The following is a 17,746-nucleotide window of genomic DNA, read 5'->3' on the forward strand; positions in this document are numbered from 1 at the left end:
TCGAGATCTTGGTACGAAAGCACCCTGATAGGGGCCGGTTCGTACCAAGATCTCTCAGATCGGGGTGCCGGTCAGCGTCAACGCCGTCTTGTCGGCTGCCCAGAGGGCCACCAGCGCGACGCCGGGTACGGCGTGCCCGGCCAGGGCGAGCAGCACGCCGCCGGTCAGGAAGCAGGCGGCCTGGACGGCGAGCTTGGCCGGGTCGGGCAGCGTCACGGTGGCACGCGGTGAGCAGAACAGTCCCCACACCACGGCGATCACCAGCGGCGCACCGAGTCCGGCGAGCAGGCGAAGCGGCCAGCCGGCGTCGAGCGTGAAGCCCCAGTACCCGGCCGAGCCGAGCACGGCCAGCTCCAGCAGGAAGATCACGCCCAGCAGCAGCGCGGTCATCGGTCCTCCCAGGAACGGTAGGCGCGGTCCAGACCCGCGATCATCTGGTCGAAGGAGCGGTCGGTGTCGCGGGGCAGCCCGAATCCGCCCGCCGCCTCCAGCGCGACGAAACCGTGCACGGCGGCCCGGAACATCCGGATGGCGTCGGTCGCGGCGTCGCCGTCGAGGCCGTACCCGAGCAGGATGGCCCGGACCGCGCCGACCGCGCGTTCTCCGGCGGCCAGGTGTTCGGGGTCGGCCGGGTCGGGCGCCCGCTGGGCGGCCGGGTAGCGGCCGGGGTGCTGCCGCGCGTACGCCCGGTAGGCGGCGGCGACGGCGCGCAACGCGTCGCCACCGGCCCGGCCCGCGGCGGCGGCCGTGAGCACGTCGGCGATCTCGGCGGTGGCGAGCACGGCGAGCTTCTGGTGCAGCGCGTCCACACCCCGCACGTGCTTGTAGAGGCTCGGCAGCGCGACGCCGAGGCGGGCGGCGAGCGCGGCCAGCGTCAGCTTCTCGTAGCCGACCTCGTCGGCGAGCGTGGCGGCCTCCCGCACGACGGTCGCCGGGGTCAGGCCGGCCCTAGGCACGCGCGGTCGCCGCCAGGAACTCGACCAGGCCGGCGGCGGTGGCGTCGGGCTGGTCGGCGTGCGGGTAGTGCCCGGAGTCGGCGATCATCCGGGCCTCGGCGACGGCGAACAGCCGGCGCGCGGCGCGCGCCTCGGCGCCCGGGTCGGGGAAGTCCGGGTCCTTCGCGCCCATCAGCACCAGCACCGGGCGGCGCACCTCGGGCGCCCGCGCGGTCCAGTGCGGGTCGGCCGGCGCGATCACGCCGCGCACCGCGGCCATCCGCCCGCGCAGCTTGGCGACCAGCTCCTTGCGGTACGCGGCGTCGTCCGCCGGGCGCCCGCACGGGAACAGCGTGCGATGGAACAGCCCGAACAGGCGAGGGCTACGGAGTACGACGGCCTGCGCGACCCGCATCAACGGGTTCGGCTTCGGCGTGCCGACGAACGCGCCGATCTGCACGATGCCGCTGACCAGTTCCGGCGCCTCGGCGGCGGCGAAGACGACCGCGGCGGCGCTGGACGAGCTGCCGACCAGGGTGGCGGGCTTCCCGCCGAGCGCCCGCACCACGGCGAGCAGGTCGCCGCCGACCTGCTCCGGGGCGTACGTGGGCCAGTGCGGGCTGGAGTCGCCGTGCCCGCGGACGTCGATCGAGGCGACCCGGTAGCCGGCCGCGACCAGCCGGGGCGTCAGGTGCCGGAAGGCGGCCCGGTTCTCCCCCATGCCGTGCGCGAGGACCACGAGCGGTCCCGATCCGTGCACCTCGTACGCGATCGTGCCGCCGTCCCGCGCCACCTGGCTAACTGTCATAGCCATAAAGCTAATGTCATTAGCCAACCTCGTCAAGCTTGACCTCAACCCGAGGTGAGGTCGCACGATCCCGGGCATGCCGATCACCGCCGACACCCACGTACGCCTCGCCCGCCCGAGCCGCGACCTCGCCGCCGCCGAGCGGTTCTGGACGCAAGGGCTGGGCCTGGACGTGCTCTACCGGAGCGAGGGCGGTCACGCGGACGAGCACGACCTGGTGATGCTCGGCCTCCCCGGAGCCGGCTGGCACCTGGAGCTGGTCGGCGGTCCGACGCTCGCGGTCGAGCCGCGCCCCACCGGGGAGGACCTGCTCGTGCTCTACCTCGACGGCCCGGCCGACGACGAACTGGTCCCGAGGCTGGAACGGGCCGGCGGGACCAGGGTCTCCGCCGGCCCGTACTGGGACAGGTGGGGTGTCACGTTGACCGACCCGGACGGCTACCGCCTCGTGCTGTGCACCCGGGCCTGGTCGAACGACTGACTCACTTCTTCGACAGCACCGCCCGGCCGAAGAACGCCAGGTTGGCCGGGCGCTCCGCGAGCCGGCGCATCAGGTAGCCGTACCACTGGTCGCCGTAGGGGACGTACGTCCGCACCGTGTAGCCCTCGCCGACCAGGCGCTGCTGCTCCTCCGGGCGGATGCCGTAGAGCATCTGGAACTCGAACCGGCCCGGGTCGCGGTCGAACCAGCGCGCCCGGTCCTCGCCGATCGCGATCAGCCGCGGGTCGTGCGTGGCGAGCATCGGGTAGCCGTCGCCGGACATCAGCACGTTCATGCAGCGCACGTACGACTTGTCCACCTCGCGGGCAGACTGGTACGCCACCGACTCCGGCTCCTTGTACGCGCCCTTGCACAGCCGCACCCGCGACCCCGCCGACGCCAGCTCCCGGCAGTCCGACTCGGTCCGCCGCAGGTACGCCTGGAGCACCGCGCCGGTCGACGGGTGGTCCTTGCGCAGCTTCGCCAGGATGTCCAGCGTCGAGTCGGTGGTGGTGTGGTCCTCCATGTCCAGCGTGACGGTGGTGCCCGCCGCGTCGGCCGCCGCGCAGATCGCCCGCGCGTTGTCGTACGCCAGCTGCTCGTCGAACATCTGGCCCAGCGCGGACAGCTTCACGCTGACCTCGGCGGCCGGGGTGAGCCCGGCGGCGCCGAGGCGGCTCAGCAGCGTGAGGTACTCGTCCCGGGTGGCGTTCGCCTGCTCCGGGGTGGTGGTGTCCTCGCCCAGGTAGTCGAGGGTGACCGCTTGGCCGTCGGCGACCAGCTCGCGGGTGGCGCGCAGCGCGTCGTCGGTGGCGGCGCCGGCGACGAACCGGCGGACGACGTCCCGGGTGAACGGGGCCGTCGCGACGAGCCGCTCCACCTGGGAAGACCGGGAGGCGGCGAGGATGACGGAACGGAGCATGAGCCGAGCGTAACGCTCACCACCGGGCCCCCGCCGGGTGCGTCCGAGGCCCGCCCCTCCCGCCCTCCGGCCCGGGCCGGGCACCCCCGGCTGGCGGGGATCGGCTACAACGTTCACGTGGATCGACGACACCCCCGGCGCCGGCTCCGCTCGGCCTCCGTGCAGCTCGGCGCGCTGACCGCGCTGGCCCTCGCGCTCTCCGGCTGCAACAACGGTTACGACGACGACGATGACGACTGCGCGCTCGGCCCGGCCGGCGGGGGCGGCGACATCGTCGCCGTGGCCCTGCACGTGCCCGCGCCGGTCACGGCCGCACGCGGCGAGCCGGCCCCGACCACCGCCCTGCCCGAGCGCGGCGGCTTCGGCACCCACCTCGCCTCCTGCGGCGGCTGACGTGCGCCGCGAGGCGAGCACGCCGCGCCCCGGCTGGGACGAGACCATCCGGGCCCAGGGCCTGGTGTACGTCGACACCGAGCTGCCCGACGGCGAGATCATGTCGTACTGGGACGAGACGGCGGCGTACTCGTTCACGCTGGACGAGGTGCTCCGGCTGGAGGAGGCCACGGAGGAGCTGCACCGGATGTCGGTGGCCGCCGCCGAGCACGTGGTGGCCCGCCGCCGGTACGCCGAGTTCGGCATCCCCGAGTGGGCCGCCGAGGCGGTCGCCCGCTCGCTGCGGGAGAACCCGCCGACGCTCTACGGCCGCTTCGACCTCTGGTACGACGGCAGCGGCCCGCCGAAGATGCTGGAGTACAACGCCGACACCCCGACCGCGCTGGTCGAGGCGAGCATCGTGCAGTGGTACTGGCTGGAACACACCCGCCCGGACGCGGACCAGTGGAACAGCCTGCACGAACGCCTGGTCGGTGCCTGGGCCAAGATCGGCGCCGGGCTGCACGAGCCGCGGGCGCACGTGCTGTGGTCCGAGGAGGAGGAGTCGGGCGAGGACCAGATCACCGCCGGCTACCTGGCCGAGACGGCCCGTCAGGCCGGGCTGGACGTGACGCTCATGCCGATCCAGCGGGTCGGCTGGGACGGGCGGCGCTTCGTCGACGCCGACGACCGGCCGATCACCACCTGCTTCAAGCTCTACCCCTGGGAGTGGATGCTGGCCGAGCCGTACGGGCGGCCGGCGCTGGACCCGGGCACGCCCACCACCTGGATCGAACCGGCCTGGAAGCTGCTGCTGTCGAACAAGGCGCTGCTGGCGGTGCTCTGGGAGATGTATCCGGGGCACGACTACCTGCTGCCCGCGTACCTGGACTCGCCGCGCGGCATGACCGAGTACGTGGCCAAGCCGCTGCTCGGCCGCGAGGGCGGCTCGGTACGCATCGTGACCGGCGACACGGAGATCACCAACCCGGGGATCTACGGCGACGAGGGCTTCTGCTTCCAGGAGTTCCGCGCGTTGCCCGAGTTCGAGGGCAACCGGACGGTGCTCGGGAGCTGGATCGTGGACGGCGAGTCGGCCGGCGCCGGCGTACGCGAGAGCGAGAGCCTCATCACTGACGGTTACGCCCGGTTCCTGCCCCACTACATCGACGCACCGCGTGTGCTCTGAGTCGTCTACCGTTGGTGTCGTGAACTTCGACGCGTACGCCCGGACCGGGGTCGAGCTCGTCAACGCCCGGCTGGACGACCTGGACGGCCTGCGGGCCGTCTTCTCGGACGAGCAGGGCTGGATGCGCGACGAGGTCGCGGAACGGGACCTGGCGATCTTCCGGCGGGCGCAGAAGCGCCTCCGGGACGTCTTCGAGTACGGCACCTCCGGCCGGGACAACGAAGCGGTGGCGGAGCTGAACGCGCTGCTGGAGGCGTTCCCGGTGCAGCCGCGGATCTCCGGCCACGACTCCTCCGACTGGCACATGCACGTGACCAGCCGGGGCGCGTCGGTCTCCTCGGAATACCTGGCCGGCGCGGTCTGGGGCCTGTCGGTGTGGCTGTGCGAGTACGGCAGCGCCCGCTTCGGGGTCTGCGCCGACGACCGCTGCGGCAACGTCTACCTGGACACCTCGTCCAACTGCTGCCGGCGGTTCTGCTCCGAGCGCTGCGCCACCCGCTCCCACGTGGCCGCGCATCGGGCCCGCAAGCGCGCAGCGGTCGGCGAGCAGGCCGTCCCGGCGCAGCCGCTGTCCCCGGTGAGCTGACCTCCGGCGTACGCCCCGGCCGCGTGCGAGCGGCCGGGGTGGCCCGTGCCGGTCAGACGTCGACCGGGGAGGGCGCGGTCAGGTTCGCCCGGGCGAACTCCAGCGACTCCCGCAGGTCCGCCTCGCGAACCGCGCGGCTCTTCGCGCCCCTGGTGGTCACCTCCACCGCCACCGAGCCGGTGAACCCCCGTCCGGCCAGCGAGCGGAGCATCTCCGCGCAGGGCTGACCGCCGCGACCGGGCACCAGGTGCTCGTCGCGCCCCTCGCCGGTGCCGTCACCCAGGTGCACGTGCGCCAGCCCGGAACCCATCCGGTCGGCCATCGCCAACGCGTCCGTGTGCGAGGCCGCGCAGTGCGACAGATCCAGCGTGTACGAGGCGTAGCCGATCTCGGTCGGATCCCAGCCCGGCGCGTACGGGACGAACTGCCGCCCGGCCATCCGCACCGGGTACATGTTCTCCACCCCGAAGTGCAGGCCGCCGAACTGCCCGGCGATCGTGTCGAGCCCGTCGGCGAAGGTGCGCGCGTAGTCACGCTGCCAGGTGAACGGCGGGTGCACGACGACGGTCGGCGCCTCCAGCGTGTCGGCCAGCTCGGCGGCCCTGCGCAGCCGCTCCCACGGGTCGGGGCTCCACACCCGCTGGGTGACGAGCAGGCAGGGGGCGTGCACCGACAGCACCGGCACGCCGTAGTGCTCGGCGAGGCCGCGCAGCGCGCCCGCGTCCTGGCTGACCGGGTCGGTCCAGACCATCACCTCGATGCCGTCGTAGCCGAGCTCGGCGGCGAGCTGGAACGCCGCCGCGGTCCGTTCGGGGAAGACCGAGGACGTGGACAGGAGCACCGGAACGCGGTAGGTCACGCCTTCGAGGGTAGCCCCAACCGCCAGCGAGCATCGGGACGAGCAACCGCAAAGCAACCCAGAGCGCTCGTACGGTCACATCGGCGCGAGCTGATCCAGCCGGCGCAGGATGACACCCTCCCGCAACGCCCACGGGCAGATGTCCACGCGGTCCACGTCGAGGCGCCGCATCACCGCCTCCGCCACCACCGCACCCGCGAGGAGCTGGTGCGCCCGCTGCGCGCTGACCCCCTCCAGCTCCGGCAACTGGGCCGGCGGGATGTGCCTGATGAACCCGAGCACCTGCCGCAGCCCGGTACGGGTCAGGCTGCGGCGCGCCCACAGCCCCGCCCCGGAGGGCGCGGCGCCGGCCAGCCGGGCCAGCATGCGGAACGTCTTCGAGGTGGCGACCGGACGCTCCCAGCCCACCGCCGTCAACTGCTCCACCACCGGGTCGAGCTGCGCGTCCACGTACGCCCGCAGTTCCTCCACGGCCTCGGCCGACGGCGGCGCCGTGCCGGCCGGATCCACCGCGAGCCGCTCCCGGCTGAGTCGCCCCGCGCCGAGCGGCAGCGAGATCGCCACGTCCGGGTGCTCGTCGATCCCCGCGGCCAGCTCCAGCGAGCCGCCGCCGATGTCCATCGCCAGCAGCCGGCCCGCGGACCAGCCGAACCACCGCCGCACCGCCAGGAACGTCATCCGCGCCTCGTCCGCGCCGGAGAGCACCTCCAGGCGTACGCCCGTCTCGTCGCGGACGCGGGCCAGCACGTCGGCGGCGTTCGTGGCGTCGCGGACCGCGCTCGTGGCGAACGCCAGCAGATCCTCGGCGCCCAGCCCGTCGGCCGCCGCCCGGGCCATGCCGACCGCCTTGACCAGGCCGTCCGCGCCGCCGTCGGTGAGCGCGCCGTCCGGCCCGATCTGCTCGGCCAGCCGCAGCACCACCTTCTCCGAGTGCGCCGGCCAGGGATGCGCGCCGTGGTGGGCGTCGACCACCAGCAGGTGCACCGTGTTGGAACCGACGTCGAGGACACCCAGTCGCATGGGAGAGACCCTAGGGCCAACACGTTTCGTCGGCTCGGCGGCCGGGCGGGGTCACCGCGCGTACGCTGGTCCGAGTGACAGGGCAGATCGAGCTTCACGTGCTGGTGGACGACCCCGAGGACCCGCGCAGCCGCGAGGTCGGGCTGGACTTCCCACGGGAGTGGATCGAGTTCGTCGACCCGGCCGACGCGAAGCACGTCGTCCGCGCCGACCTGACCTGGCTGCTGTCCCGCTGGACGTGCATCTTCGGCCAGGGCTGCCACGGCATCATCGCCGGGCGCGCCGCCGACGGGTGCTGCTCGCACGGCGCGTTCTTCACCGACTCCGACGACGAGAAGCGCGTCCGGGCGGCGGTCAAGCGGCTGACGCCGGAGACGTGGCAGCACTTCCGGCGCGGGTTCAAGAACTGGACCGAGAACGACACAGTCGACGGCAAGACCCCGGCCCGGCGTACCGCCACCCGCGACGTCGACGCCCCGTGCGTGTTCCTCAACGACGCCGACTTCCCCGGCGGGGGCGGCTGCGCGCTGCACGCCCAGGCGCTGCGCGACGGGGTGCACCCGCTGGAGTACAAGCCGGACGTCTGCTGGCAGCTGCCGGTGCGGCGCGACCAGGAATGGCACAAGCGGCCGGACAACACGAAGGTGCTGATCTCCACGCTGGCCGAGTTCGACAGGCGCGGCTGGGGCTCCGGCGGGCACGACCTCGACTGGTGGTGCACGTCCTCCACCGACGCGCACGTCGGCGCCGAGCCGATGTACGTCTCGTACGGGCCGGAGCTGACCGCGCTGATCGGCGCGCCCGCGTACGCGAAGCTGGCCGAACTCTGCGCCGCCCGGCAGCGCCAGGGTCAGGTCGCCCCGCACCCCGCAAGCGAGTGAAGGCCGGCACCCCGGGTTCGGGGTGCCGGCCTTCGTGTCTCTTACTTGTTCCAGTGCTCGGCGACCAGGTCGGCGGCCTGCTGCTCCCACTGGGCGTAGTGGTCCGGGTAAGCGGACACCTGGACAGTCTGGGCGGCCTTGGTCAGCGGCATGTCCTGCCAGCCGTCGACCTGCTTCAGACCCTTCAGGAACGCCGTGGTCGAGTACTCGGGGTCGGTGATCTGCTCCACCGTGCCCCAACCGGAGGACGGGCGCTGCTGGAACAGGCCCTGCGAGTCGTGGTCGTTACGGTCACCGAGGTGGCCGAGGTTCTCCAGCTTCGACTCCTGCAACGCCGTAGCGATGGAGACGACCGCGGCGCGCTCGTCCATGCCGGCCTTCTTCGTCGCGGCGATGATCGCCTTCACATTCTTGGTCTGCTCGTCGTTCAGGTCGATACGGGACTGGGCGCCCTGCACACCGTGCGGGATCAGCTTGTCACCCTGCACCGTGACGCTCACCGGCTTGACCGCGTGGGTGGTGTCCGCCGCGTGAGCGGCCACCGGGCCGGCGAAGACGCCACCGGTGAAGGCCAGACCAGCAATACCCAGAACGCTCTTCCGCAGAATCGTGTTCATCAGAAATGCTCCATTCGGGGGTCGACGCACCCGGGGGACGGGATGCGCGGGCACCGTCAGGCGCTCAAGAAAGTCTTCAAGGGGGATCTCGGCTGCTCGCGCGGCAGGGGGTTGCCTCTGCGCGGCGCCGGAAGCATGTCCAACGACCCGCCACCCGCCACCATTCCCGAGGCGGCGCACGCCACCAGGGCGGCGCGGGGGTTCACGTCGTCGGAACCGTGTTCAACGACCAGCCCGCCAGGATCATTCCCCGCGGCTCACGTCGCCAGAACCGAACTCAACGACCACCAGCCCCGGGACTGTTCCCGCAGCCAGCGGCCCCTTCTCAGGGCGCGGCTGGTACTCGGTCGCTCACCCGGTTACAACGCCACCCACCCGCCAGCCATTCCACCGCCAGAGTGCCGCCCACCACCCCCGAACCGGACACCCCCACCCACACAGCCCGCCAACGACCGATGTCCCCGACCTCGGGGCACCCGTCGAACCGGACAGCCTCACCCACACGCGCCACCCACTCCCGCATGGTCGATCATGAGGTTGGCGGGAACAAAACGGACACCAGACGCCGCTAACCTCATGATCGACGCAGCCGGGCGGGCCGAGCAGGGCCGAACGAGCGAGGCGCCGCGCGAGCGAGGCGCCGCGCGACCGACCCGCGATCTTGCAGTTCGAGCCTCCCGGATGTGCCATTCGCGCGTTTTGCGGGGCACCGAAGTGCAAGATCGGCGAGGAGGGAGGGGTTGTGGGCCGCTCCTGCCCGAAGGTCGGCGGGATCTGCACACCACCCGCTGCGGTGATCAAGGAGTTTGCGGCCAGTAGGAGGCGCGAGGAGTCCGCTAACTCCTTGATCAAACGAGCGGGACGGGGCCTGGGGGGCGCAAGCGGAAGGACTCGTCCAGGGGACGGGGCCCGGGCGGCAGGTCGGGGGGTGGCCGGAGGGCTGGGCGGCCGGGACGGGCCGAGATCCGAGGTCCGTCGCGGCGATCTTGGAGTTGTGGCAGCTTGCGAAAGTGCCCAAGTCGGGCATGTCGTGGCGCCACAACTCCAAGATCGACGCGGGCGGGGCGGCGGGCGGGGCCGCGAGAGCGGCGCGGAGGGGGGATCAGGGTTCGAACTTGTAGCCTAGGCCTCTGACCGTGACGATGTAGCGCGGGGCGGACGGCTCCGGCTCGATCTTGGAGCGCAGCCGCTTCACGTGCACGTCGAGCGTCTTCGTGTCGCCCACGTAGTCGGCGCCCCAGACCCGGTCGATCAGCTGACCCCGGGTGAGCACCCGCCCGGCGTTGCGCAGCAGCAGCTCCAGCAGCTCGAACTCCTTGAGCGGGAGCTGCACGCCGGCGCCGCCGACGGTCACCACGTGCCGTTCGATGTCCATCCGGACCGGGCCGGCGGCGAGCGTCGGCACGCCCGTCTCGTTCGACTCGGCGCTCTGCCGCCGCAGCACCGCCCGGATGCGGGCGACCAGTTCACGCGGCGAGTACGGCTTGGTCACGTAGTCGTCGGCGCCGATCTCCAGGCCGACCACCTTGTCGATCTCGCTGTCCCGCGCGGTGACCATGATGATCGGCACGTGCGAGCGCTGGCGGAGCTGCCGGCAGACCTCGGTGCCGGACATCTCCGGCAGCATCAGGTCGAGCAGCACGATGTCGGCGCCGGTCCGGTCGAACTCGGTGAGGGCGGCGGGGCCCGTCGCGGCGACGGAGACCTCGAAACCCTCCTTGCGGAGCATGTAGGACAGGGCGTCGGAGAACGACTCCTCGTCCTCGACCACCAGTACGCGGCTCAACGGGTGTTTCCTTTCCTGTGGTCAGGCCTGCCGGAGCTCGGCCGGGCCGGCCTCGATCCCAGCGGAGGCGAGTGTCGCCTCCAGGTCGTCCGGGGGGCGTGCGGGCAGCCGGAGGGTGAACGTCGACCCCCCACCAAGGGTGCTCGACACCTCCACCCGGCCGCCATGGTTGCTGGCGATGTGCTTGACGATGGCCAGGCCCAGGCCGGTGCCGCCGGTCGCCCGGGAGCGGGCCTGGTCGGCCCGGTAGAACCGCTCGAAGATCCGGTCGACCTCGTTCGGGGCGATGCCGATGCCCTGGTCCGCCACGGCGATCTCGACGTGCTCCTCGGTGCCGGTGACAGTCACCCGGACCGTGGTGTCCTCGCCGGAGTAGGTGATCGCGTTCTCCACCAGGTTCGCCACCGCGGTGGCGAGTTGGCTGTCGCTGCCGTACACGGTGAGGCCCCGCTGCCCGCCGACGGCGATCTCCACCCGGCGGGCGGTGGCGGCGGTGCGGGTGCGGTCGACGACCTCGGCGAGCACCCAGTCGACCGAGACCGGCTCGGGGGCGGGCTGCGGTTCGGCGCCCTGGAGGCGGGTCAGTTCCAGCAGTTCCTGCACCAGGCGGCCGAGGCGGGTCGACTCGTGCTGGATCCGCTCGGCGAACCGCCGCGCGGCGACCAGGTCCTCGGACAGGTCGGGCGCGCCGCCGGCGGCCGGTTCGGTGGCGTCGACGAGCGCCTCGGCGAGCAGTTGCAGCGCGCCGATCGGCGTCTTCAGCTCGTGGCTGACGTTCGCCACGAAGTCCCGGCGCACCCGCGCGAGACGGTGCGACTCGGTGACGTCGACCGCCTCGATCGAGATGTAGCCGGAGCCCAGTCCCATCGCCCGCAGGTGCACGCCGAGCGGGTTGTCCCCGCCGCCGTCGCGGCCCCGGGGCAGGTCCAGCTCTATCTCGCGACGCACGCCCGTGCGGCGGACCTGCCCGGCGAGGGTACGGATCAACGGGTGCGCCGCGATCGAGCCGGGTGTCGCCCCGGTACGGAGCAGGCCCATCGCCCGGGCGGCCGGGTTCACCAGCACCGGCACGTCGTCCGGGCCGAGCACCACCACGCCTGCGCGCAACGAGTCGATCGTCTTGCGGCCGAGCCCGGATAGGCCCCCCTGCTGGTCGTCCGGAATCGTCGTCCTCCCTGCGTCACGACGGAGGATCCCGCCGCCCCGCGACGCCCGGCGGCGCCGCCATTCGTCAACGGGTCCGGACAGCAGCGCCCCGGCGACCAGCCCGGTCACCAGCGCTCCGGCCACCACGACCGCCACCGCCCATTCCACCCGGCGATCGTAGGGTCATTGTTAACCCGGGGATCGGGCACAAAGGGACGAACCACTCTCGCTTTCGGCAAAGTTCACCTGCGGGCCCCGCGTCGTTCATCCACGTTCACCCTGGTGCCGACCGTCCGGCCTAGCGTGGGGCGCGCACCTGCTCCTGCCGTACCCCGTGGGGGTGGCGGCCACCGACCCCAGGAAGTGACGATGCGCGACGAGTTCCGGGCCGACCTGCAGATTGTCAGCCAGTTGCTGGTGGACATGGCCGAGGCGGTACGCGCGGCCATGCGGCAGGCCACCAAGGCGCTGCTCACCGCCGACCGGACGGCCGCCGAGACGGTGATCGCGCGGGACGCCGAGATCGACGACCTCTACCGGCACGTGGAGAAGCGGGTCTGTGACCTGCTGGCCCGGCAGGCGCCGGTGGCCTCCGACCTGCGGGCGATGATCACCGCGTTGCACGTGGCAGCCGATCTGGAGCGGATGGGCGACCTGGCCGACCACGTGGCGAAGACGGCCCTGCGCCGGCACCCGTCCCCGGCGGTGCCGGCGGAGCTGCGGCCGGTCTTCACCGACATGGCCGGGATCGCCGACCGGATGGCCGAGAAGATCGGCTCGGTGCTGGCCGAGCCGGACGCCGCCGTGGCCGCCGAGCTGGACAGCGACGACGACGCGATGGACGACCTGCACAAGAGCCTGTTCGGCGTGCTGCTCGGCGACGACTGGCCGTACGGGGTGGAGACGGCGATCGACGCGACGCTGCTGGGCCGCTTCTACGAGCGTTTCGCCGACCACGCGGTGAACGCGGGTGAGCACGTGGTCTACCTGATCACCGGTTCGACGTCCGGCTGAGGACCGTGGGCGGGGCCGCCTCGGGGGAGGCCCCGCCCACGCCGTCTCAGCGGCCCTGGTTGGCGACCGCGGCGGCGGCGGCCTTCGCCGCGTCCGGGTCCAGGTACGTCCCGCCGAGCACCTGCGGCCGCAGGTCGGGGTCCAGGTCGTAGCGCAGCGGGATGCCGGTGGGGATGTTCAGCTTGGCGATCGCGTCGTCGGAGATCTGGTCGAGGTGCTTGACCAAGGCGCGCAGCGAGTTGCCGTGCGCGGCCACGAGCACCGTCCGGCCGGCCAGGATGTCCGGCACGATCGAGTCGTACCAGTAGGGCAGCATCCGTTCGACGACGTCCTTCAGGCACTCGGTGCGCGGCATCAGCTCGGTCGGCAGCAGCGCGTACCGGGGGTCGCCGACCTGCGACCACTCGTCCGCGTCGTCGATCGGAGGCGGCGGCGTGTCGTACGAGCGACGCCAGAGCATGAACTGCTCCTCGCCGTACTCGTCGAGGGTCTGCTTCTTGTCCTTGCCCTGCAGGGCGCCGTAGTGGCGCTCGTTGAGCCGCCACGACCGGCGCACCGCGATCCAGTGCCGGTCGGCGGCGTTCAGCGCCAGCTCGGCGGTGCGGATGGCCCGGCGCATCAGGCTCGTGTGCACCACGTCCGGCAGCAGGTCGTGCTCGCGCAGCAGTTCGCCGCCGCGCCGCGCCTCGGTCTCCCCCTTGGCGGTCAGGTCGACGTCGACCCAGCCGGTGAAGAGGTTCTTGGCGTTCCAGTCGCTCTCGCCGTGCCGCAGCAGGACCAGCGTCCCGACGGTGGGCCCCTCGCTCGCAGTCATGCCGATCATCCTGCCGTACCGGCCGGGCGGACACGCGGCGACCTGTGGTGACGACCACCACGTGGAAATCCTGATGACCACGGCTCCGGCCCGGCACTAGGTTGTAAGGCGTTCTGATCAGGTCGGTCATTACCATGCGGGGGGCGTCGGGATGCGGACGGTACGGGGCTGGTTCCAGGACACGGCGGGTGGCCTGCCACGGACGTTCTGGTACCTCTGGGCCGGCACGCTGATCAACCGGCTCGGCTCGTTCGTCCTGATCTTCCTGGCCATCTACCTGACCCAGGAACGCGGCTTCTCCGCCTCCCAGGCCGGTCTGGTGATCGGCCTCTGGGGCGCCGGCGGCGCGGTCGGCACCACCATCGGCGGCACCCTGACCGACCGCTGGGGACGGCGGCCCACGCTGCTCGCCGCACACGTCGGCGCGGCGGGCATGATGATCGCGCTGGGCCTCGCCCGTCCGCTGTGGGCGGTGGCAGTGGGCGCGCTGCTGCTCGGCGCGTTCGCCGAGGCGGCCCGCCCGGCCTTCGGCGCGATGATGGTCGACGTGGTGCCGGACAAGGACCGGCTGCGCGCCTTCTCGCTGAACTACTGGGCCATCAACCTCGGGTTCGCCTGCGCCGCAGTGCTCGCCGGCTTCGCCGCCCAGGGCAGCTACCTGCTGCTGTTCCTGGTGAACGCGACCACCACGCTGGTGACCGCACTGATCATCTTCGCCAAGGTCGGCGAGACCCGTGGCCCGGTCACCGCGCTCCCGGTCAAGGGGATGCCGGCGCCGGCCGGCGCGCTGCGCACCATCCTCGCCGACCGGGTGTTCCTCGGCTTCGTCGCGCTCAACCTGCTCGCCGCGCTGGTGTTCCTCCAGCACATCTCGATGCTGCCGATCGCCATGGGCGACTCCGGGCTCAGCCCGGCCACGTACGGCTCGGTGATCGCACTGAACGGCGTGCTCATCGTGGTCGGCCAGCTCTTCGTACCCCGGCTCATCAAGGGCCGCAGCCGCTCGCACGTGCTGGCGCTCGCGGCGCTGGTGATGGGCGCCGGGTTCGGGCTCACCGCGCTCGCCGACACGGTCTGGCTCTACGGCCTGACCGTGCTGATCTGGACCCTCGGCGAGATGCTCAACTCCCCGTCCAACGCAGCCCTGATCGCGGAGCTGTCGCCGGCCGCGCTGCGCGGCCGCTACCAGGGCGTCTTCTCGCTGTCCTGGCAGCTCGCCGGTGCCGCCGCGCCGATCCTCGGCGGCCTGGTCCGCGAGCACGCCGGCAACAGCGCGCTCTGGCTCGGCTGCGCGGGCATCGGCGTCGTGGCGGCGGTCGCCCACCTGATCTCCGGCCCGGCCCGGGAGCGCCGCGCGGTCGAGCTGCGCGCCGTGGGCACGCCCGTCACGCCGGTCACCGCCACCGCATCCCCGGCGCCCGAGGCGGGCGAGGCCGCGGCCACCGCACCCGCCGCCCCGGTCCGGTCCGGTTCCTGAGTACGCCCCGGCGCGACCGCACCGAGGCGGGTGGATACGGTACGGGACGGAATCGGTAAGGAAACCTTCCTGGAGGACGTGTGCGCGGCCTGCGGCGCTGGTGGGACGACACGGCCGGCGGACTGCCCGCCACGTTCTGGTACCTCTGGTCCGGCCTGCTGATCAACCGGGCCGGCGCGTTCGCGCTGCTGTTCCTGTCGCTCTACCTGACCGCCGCGCGGGGCGCCCCGCCGTCGCTGGCCGGGCTGGTGGTCGGCGCGTACGGGATCGGCGGCGCGGCCGGGACGCTGCTCGGCGGTGTGCTGGCCGACCGGTGGGGCCGCCGGGCCACGCTGCTCGCCGCCCACGTCGCCGCCGCCGGGCTGATGGCGGCGCTGGCGTTCACCACGCACCTGGCGGTGATCGCCGTACTCGCCACGCTGGTCGGGGTGGCGCACTCGATGCCCAGCCCGGCGTTCGTGGCCGCCATCGTGGACGTGGTGCCCGAGGCGCGCCGCTCCCGCGCGTTCAACCTCCAGTTCTGGGCGTTCAACCTGGGCATGGCGGTGGCCTCGCTGCTGGCCGGCATCCTCGCCGAGGCGAGCTTCACGGCGCTGTTCCTGGTCGACGCCGGTGCCACGCTGGCGGCGGCGGTGGTGATCGCGCTGAAGGTGCCGGAGACGCTCACCCGGCGGCCGGCGCCCACGCCACGGGCGGTGGCGGGACGCCGTCCCGGTCTGCACACCGCGCTGACCGACCGCACCTTCCTGGTGTTCGTCGGGCTGACGTTCCTGCTGGCCGTGCTGACCATGCAGACCTCCACGATCATGCCGCTGGCGATGCGCGAGGACGGTCTGCGCCCGTCGGCGTACGGGCTGGTGGTGGCGCTCGGCGGGGCGCTGATCGTGGTCGGGCAACTGTTCGTGCCCCGGCTCATCGAGCCGTACCGGAAGTCGAGCGTGCTGGCCGTCTCCACCGGCCTGATGGCGCTCGGGTTCGGCGCGCTCACGGTGGCCGACGGGCTGCCGCTCTACCTGGGCGCGGCGGTGGTCTGGACGGTCGGGCAGATGCTCGCCGCGCCGCCGAACGCGCAGATCAACGCGGACCTCGCGCCGCCCGAACTGCGCGCCCGCTACCAGTCGGTGTTCTACCTGACGTTCCCGGCCGCGTCGTTCGTGGCGCCGGCGCTCGGCGGGCTCAGCCTGGAACACCTGGGCGAACGGCACTGGCTGGTGGTGGGCGCGCTCGGACTGCTGGCCGCCGCCGGGCACCTGCTCGCCGGGCCGCGCCGGGAGCGGCGGGTGGCCGCGCTGCGGGCCGCGGCGCGGCGGCCCGGGACCGTCGGGTCCACCCGCTGACGGGATCGGAGACAACGGCAGAGCGCCCACCCCGACCCCCGTCGAGATGGGCGCTCGTACCGTACGCCCGGCGGCGGCGGGCGACACTCACCCCCGTAAGCGTCGCCCGCTCGCGCCGCCGGTTCCACGGGCGGCACCGTCCCCCAACGGTGTGCTCCACCCGATCTTCGCATCTCGCCTGCGCGGATCTGATCGATCCACCGCTCCCCCGAACGGAAACAAGCGTGACGCGGTGCAATAAAGTTAGTTCGCCCGGATTCCGGATTCAACCCAGAACGCTGTCTTGCCCGTCACAGCACCTGTGTCGCAAACCCGGCTGTCCGTGCTGTCGTCCCTGGAATGGCAAACACGGGGTTCCCGTCGGCCATTCCCGCAAACCTCAGCCGTCCTCGCGATTCGGGTTCTCGGTCCGGAAGAAGTTGCTCTGCCGGCCGTCCCGCATCTGCTCCTGGTAGATCAGGTTCAGCCGCCGCAGGTCGAACGTGCGGAACCAGTCGTCCCAGGTGATCTCGCGGATCCGGCTGCTCTCCCGGTATCCGGGGATGTTGAACGTCAGCACCCCGGGCCGGCCCTCGCGCTCGGTGCCGGCGATGGTGGCGGGCTTCGCGCCCCGCGCCCGCGCCCAGCGCTGGATCACCTCGTGGTTACGGGTGACCAGGCTCCGGCCCGGACGCTCCGGCCGGTCCGCCGGTGACGTGATGAGCTGCGACGATCCGATCGACCGGCTGGACGCCGGCCCACGGGTCGGCGCCGTCTGCGCGCTCGGCGCCTTCCGCGCCGGCGCCGCCTTGGCCCGTGACGGAGCCGCCTTGGCCCGCGAGGGGGCGGCCTTCGCCCGTGACGGGGCTGCCTTGGCCCGCGACGGAGCGGCCTTCGCCCTCGACGGGGCCGCCTTCGCCCGAGCGGGCGCGGCCTTCGCGCGGGACGACGCAGCCTTCGCGCGGGACGTCGTCGCCCGCGACGAGGTCGCCCTGGCCCGGGCCGGAGCCGCCTTAGCGCGCGCCGGAGCGGCCTTCGCCCGCGACGAGGTCGCCTTGGCGCGCGACGAGGTCGCCTTGGCGCGCGACGGGGCCGCCTTGCGCGTACCCGTCGCCTTGGCCCTGGCACCGGTGGCGCGTGCGGCCGGCGCGGCCTTGGCCGGCGACGTGGCGCCCCGGCGGGCCGACGTGGTCCGCTTCGCCGCCGTGGTCTTCTTGGCGGCGGTGCTCTTGCGGGTCGCCGACGGCCGGCCGGCCGGGCCGGTGCTCCGCCGGGCGGCACCGCCCTCCCCGCGCATGCTTCGCGCCAGGGTCTTCACCAGTTCCGGCTTCCGCAGCGCGGAGATCCCCGAGACCCCGCGCCGCCGGAGCTGGCTGCGGATGTCGTCGACCTTCATCCGGGAGATCGCCGACTCCGACACCCCCGGGGTGTTCGGCGTCTGGTTGCCGCTTTGCCGCTTGGTCCGAGTCGCAGTCGTGCCGCGACCTGAGCTGTTGCGCTGAGCCATGGGAAACGCTCCTCGA

The 17,746-nt window shown here is 72.8% G+C and carries 20 protein-coding genes; 9 read left to right on the top strand and 11 right to left on the bottom strand.

The window, feature by feature from the left end:
* Positions 1–54: 54 nt before the first annotated feature.
* From ACN27D_RS10780 to ACN27D_RS10790, 3 genes are read right to left on the bottom strand one after another with little or no spacing between them, the layout of a single operon-like run.
* Positions 55–390 (bottom strand): YrdB family protein, encoded by a 336-nt coding sequence (locus ACN27D_RS10780; protein ID WP_421499034.1) that lies wholly within the window; start codon positions 388–390, stop codon positions 55–57.
* The gene (locus tag ACN27D_RS10785) at positions 387–956 is read right to left on the bottom strand and encodes a TetR-like C-terminal domain-containing protein (RefSeq protein WP_421499035.1); all 570 of its coding nucleotides are present in this window, start codon (positions 954–956) and stop codon (positions 387–389) included. Before ACN27D_RS10785 ends, ACN27D_RS10780 begins: the two co-directional genes overlap by 4 nt.
* Entirely contained in the window at positions 949–1,743 is a 795-nt protein-coding gene (locus ACN27D_RS10790) for an alpha/beta fold hydrolase (RefSeq protein WP_421499036.1), read from the bottom strand. Before ACN27D_RS10790 ends, ACN27D_RS10785 begins: the two co-directional genes overlap by 8 nt.
* Before the next feature lie 76 nt (positions 1,744–1,819).
* On the opposite strand from ACN27D_RS10790, the gene ACN27D_RS10795 reads away from it, so the two are divergent.
* Positions 1,820–2,224, top strand: a complete 405-nt coding sequence (locus ACN27D_RS10795; protein WP_120572958.1) for a VOC family protein — start codon at positions 1,820–1,822, stop codon at positions 2,222–2,224.
* 1 nt (position 2,225) lies between these two features.
* Here ACN27D_RS10795 and ACN27D_RS10800 read toward each other — a convergent pair whose 3' ends face one another.
* The gene (locus tag ACN27D_RS10800) at positions 2,226–3,146 is read right to left on the bottom strand and encodes a proline dehydrogenase family protein (RefSeq protein WP_120572957.1); all 921 of its coding nucleotides are present in this window, start codon (positions 3,144–3,146) and stop codon (positions 2,226–2,228) included.
* A gap of 117 nt (positions 3,147–3,263) precedes the next feature.
* Between ACN27D_RS10800 and ACN27D_RS10805 the strand changes: the two genes are divergently transcribed.
* Genes ACN27D_RS10805 through ACN27D_RS10815 form a run of 3 tightly spaced genes read left to right on the top strand, consistent with a single transcriptional unit; the run spans position 3,264 to position 5,293 of the window.
* Positions 3,264–3,539, top strand: coding sequence for a hypothetical protein (locus tag ACN27D_RS10805; RefSeq protein WP_233585676.1), 276 nt, complete (start codon positions 3,264–3,266; stop codon positions 3,537–3,539).
* Between the two features lies 1 nt (position 3,540).
* Positions 3,541–4,707 (top strand): glutathionylspermidine synthase family protein, encoded by a 1,167-nt coding sequence (locus tag ACN27D_RS10810; RefSeq protein WP_357896401.1) that lies wholly within the window; start codon positions 3,541–3,543, stop codon positions 4,705–4,707.
* Positions 4,708–4,726: 19 nt separating this feature from the next.
* Positions 4,727–5,293, top strand: coding sequence for a CGNR zinc finger domain-containing protein (locus tag ACN27D_RS10815; protein WP_018787720.1), 567 nt, complete (start codon positions 4,727–4,729; stop codon positions 5,291–5,293).
* A 52-nt stretch (positions 5,294–5,345) separates the two neighbouring features.
* Here the strand turns inward: ACN27D_RS10815 and ACN27D_RS10820 are convergent, their stop codons facing one another.
* Both ACN27D_RS10820 and ACN27D_RS10825 read right to left on the bottom strand, forming a co-directional pair.
* Complete coding sequence (locus ACN27D_RS10820; RefSeq protein ID WP_199733150.1) at positions 5,346–6,152, bottom strand: sugar phosphate isomerase/epimerase family protein; 807 nt, start codon at positions 6,150–6,152, stop codon at positions 5,346–5,348.
* 75 nt (positions 6,153–6,227) lie between these two features.
* Positions 6,228–7,172 carry a Ppx/GppA phosphatase family protein gene (locus tag ACN27D_RS10825; RefSeq protein WP_421499037.1) on the bottom strand — a complete coding sequence of 315 codons (945 nt, stop codon included), beginning with the start codon at positions 7,170–7,172 and terminating at the stop codon, positions 6,228–6,230.
* A gap of 74 nt (positions 7,173–7,246) precedes the next feature.
* On the opposite strand from ACN27D_RS10825, the gene ACN27D_RS10830 reads away from it, so the two are divergent.
* A complete protein-coding gene (locus tag ACN27D_RS10830; protein ID WP_421499038.1) occupies positions 7,247–8,053 on the top strand; it encodes a hypothetical protein in 807 nt (268 codons plus the stop codon).
* Positions 8,054–8,094: 41 nt separating this feature from the next.
* Here the strand turns inward: ACN27D_RS10830 and ACN27D_RS10835 are convergent, their stop codons facing one another.
* The 3 genes from ACN27D_RS10835 to ACN27D_RS10845 all read right to left on the bottom strand — a co-directional run bounded on the left by ACN27D_RS10835 (position 8,095) and on the right by ACN27D_RS10845 (position 11,770).
* Complete coding sequence (locus ACN27D_RS10835) at positions 8,095–8,670, bottom strand: hypothetical protein (RefSeq protein WP_409072955.1); 576 nt, start codon at positions 8,668–8,670, stop codon at positions 8,095–8,097.
* 1,102 nt (positions 8,671–9,772) lie between these two features.
* Complete coding sequence (locus tag ACN27D_RS10840; protein WP_208578049.1) at positions 9,773–10,456, bottom strand: response regulator transcription factor; 684 nt, start codon at positions 10,454–10,456, stop codon at positions 9,773–9,775.
* A gap of 21 nt (positions 10,457–10,477) precedes the next feature.
* Complete coding sequence (locus ACN27D_RS10845; RefSeq protein WP_393156486.1) at positions 10,478–11,770, bottom strand: sensor histidine kinase; 1,293 nt, start codon at positions 11,768–11,770, stop codon at positions 10,478–10,480.
* Positions 11,771–11,971: 201 nt separating this feature from the next.
* Here ACN27D_RS10845 and phoU point away from each other — a divergent pair, with 201 nt between their 5' ends.
* Positions 11,972–12,616, top strand: a complete 645-nt coding sequence (phoU, locus tag ACN27D_RS10850; RefSeq protein WP_421499039.1) for a phosphate signaling complex protein PhoU — start codon at positions 11,972–11,974, stop codon at positions 12,614–12,616.
* Between the two features lie 46 nt (positions 12,617–12,662).
* Here the strand turns inward: phoU and ACN27D_RS10855 are convergent, their stop codons facing one another.
* Positions 12,663–13,430, bottom strand: coding sequence for a phosphoglyceromutase (locus tag ACN27D_RS10855; RefSeq protein ID WP_358174274.1), 768 nt, complete (start codon positions 13,428–13,430; stop codon positions 12,663–12,665).
* 151 nt (positions 13,431–13,581) lie between these two features.
* Between ACN27D_RS10855 and ACN27D_RS10860 the strand changes: the two genes are divergently transcribed.
* Both ACN27D_RS10860 and ACN27D_RS10865 read left to right on the top strand, forming a co-directional pair.
* Complete coding sequence (locus tag ACN27D_RS10860; RefSeq protein WP_421499040.1) at positions 13,582–14,907, top strand: MDR family MFS transporter; 1,326 nt, start codon at positions 13,582–13,584, stop codon at positions 14,905–14,907.
* 80 nt (positions 14,908–14,987) lie between these two features.
* Complete coding sequence (locus tag ACN27D_RS10865; protein ID WP_421499041.1) at positions 14,988–16,244, top strand: MFS transporter; 1,257 nt, start codon at positions 14,988–14,990, stop codon at positions 16,242–16,244.
* A 379-nt stretch (positions 16,245–16,623) separates the two neighbouring features.
* Here ACN27D_RS10865 and ACN27D_RS10870 read toward each other — a convergent pair whose 3' ends face one another.
* Positions 16,624–16,881 (bottom strand): hypothetical protein, encoded by a 258-nt coding sequence (locus tag ACN27D_RS10870; RefSeq protein WP_225853424.1) that lies wholly within the window; start codon positions 16,879–16,881, stop codon positions 16,624–16,626.
* Positions 16,882–16,942: 61 nt separating this feature from the next.
* On the opposite strand from ACN27D_RS10870, the gene ACN27D_RS10875 reads away from it, so the two are divergent.
* Positions 16,943–17,725 carry a hypothetical protein gene (locus ACN27D_RS10875; RefSeq protein WP_421499042.1) on the top strand — a complete coding sequence of 261 codons (783 nt, stop codon included), beginning with the start codon at positions 16,943–16,945 and terminating at the stop codon, positions 17,723–17,725.
* Positions 17,726–17,746: the final 21 nt, after the last annotated feature.

This window comes from Micromonospora sp. WMMD1274, from assembly GCF_049179035.1.
In the GTDB taxonomy this organism is placed as follows: Bacteria; Actinomycetota; Actinomycetes; order Mycobacteriales; family Micromonosporaceae; genus Micromonospora; species Micromonospora tulbaghiae.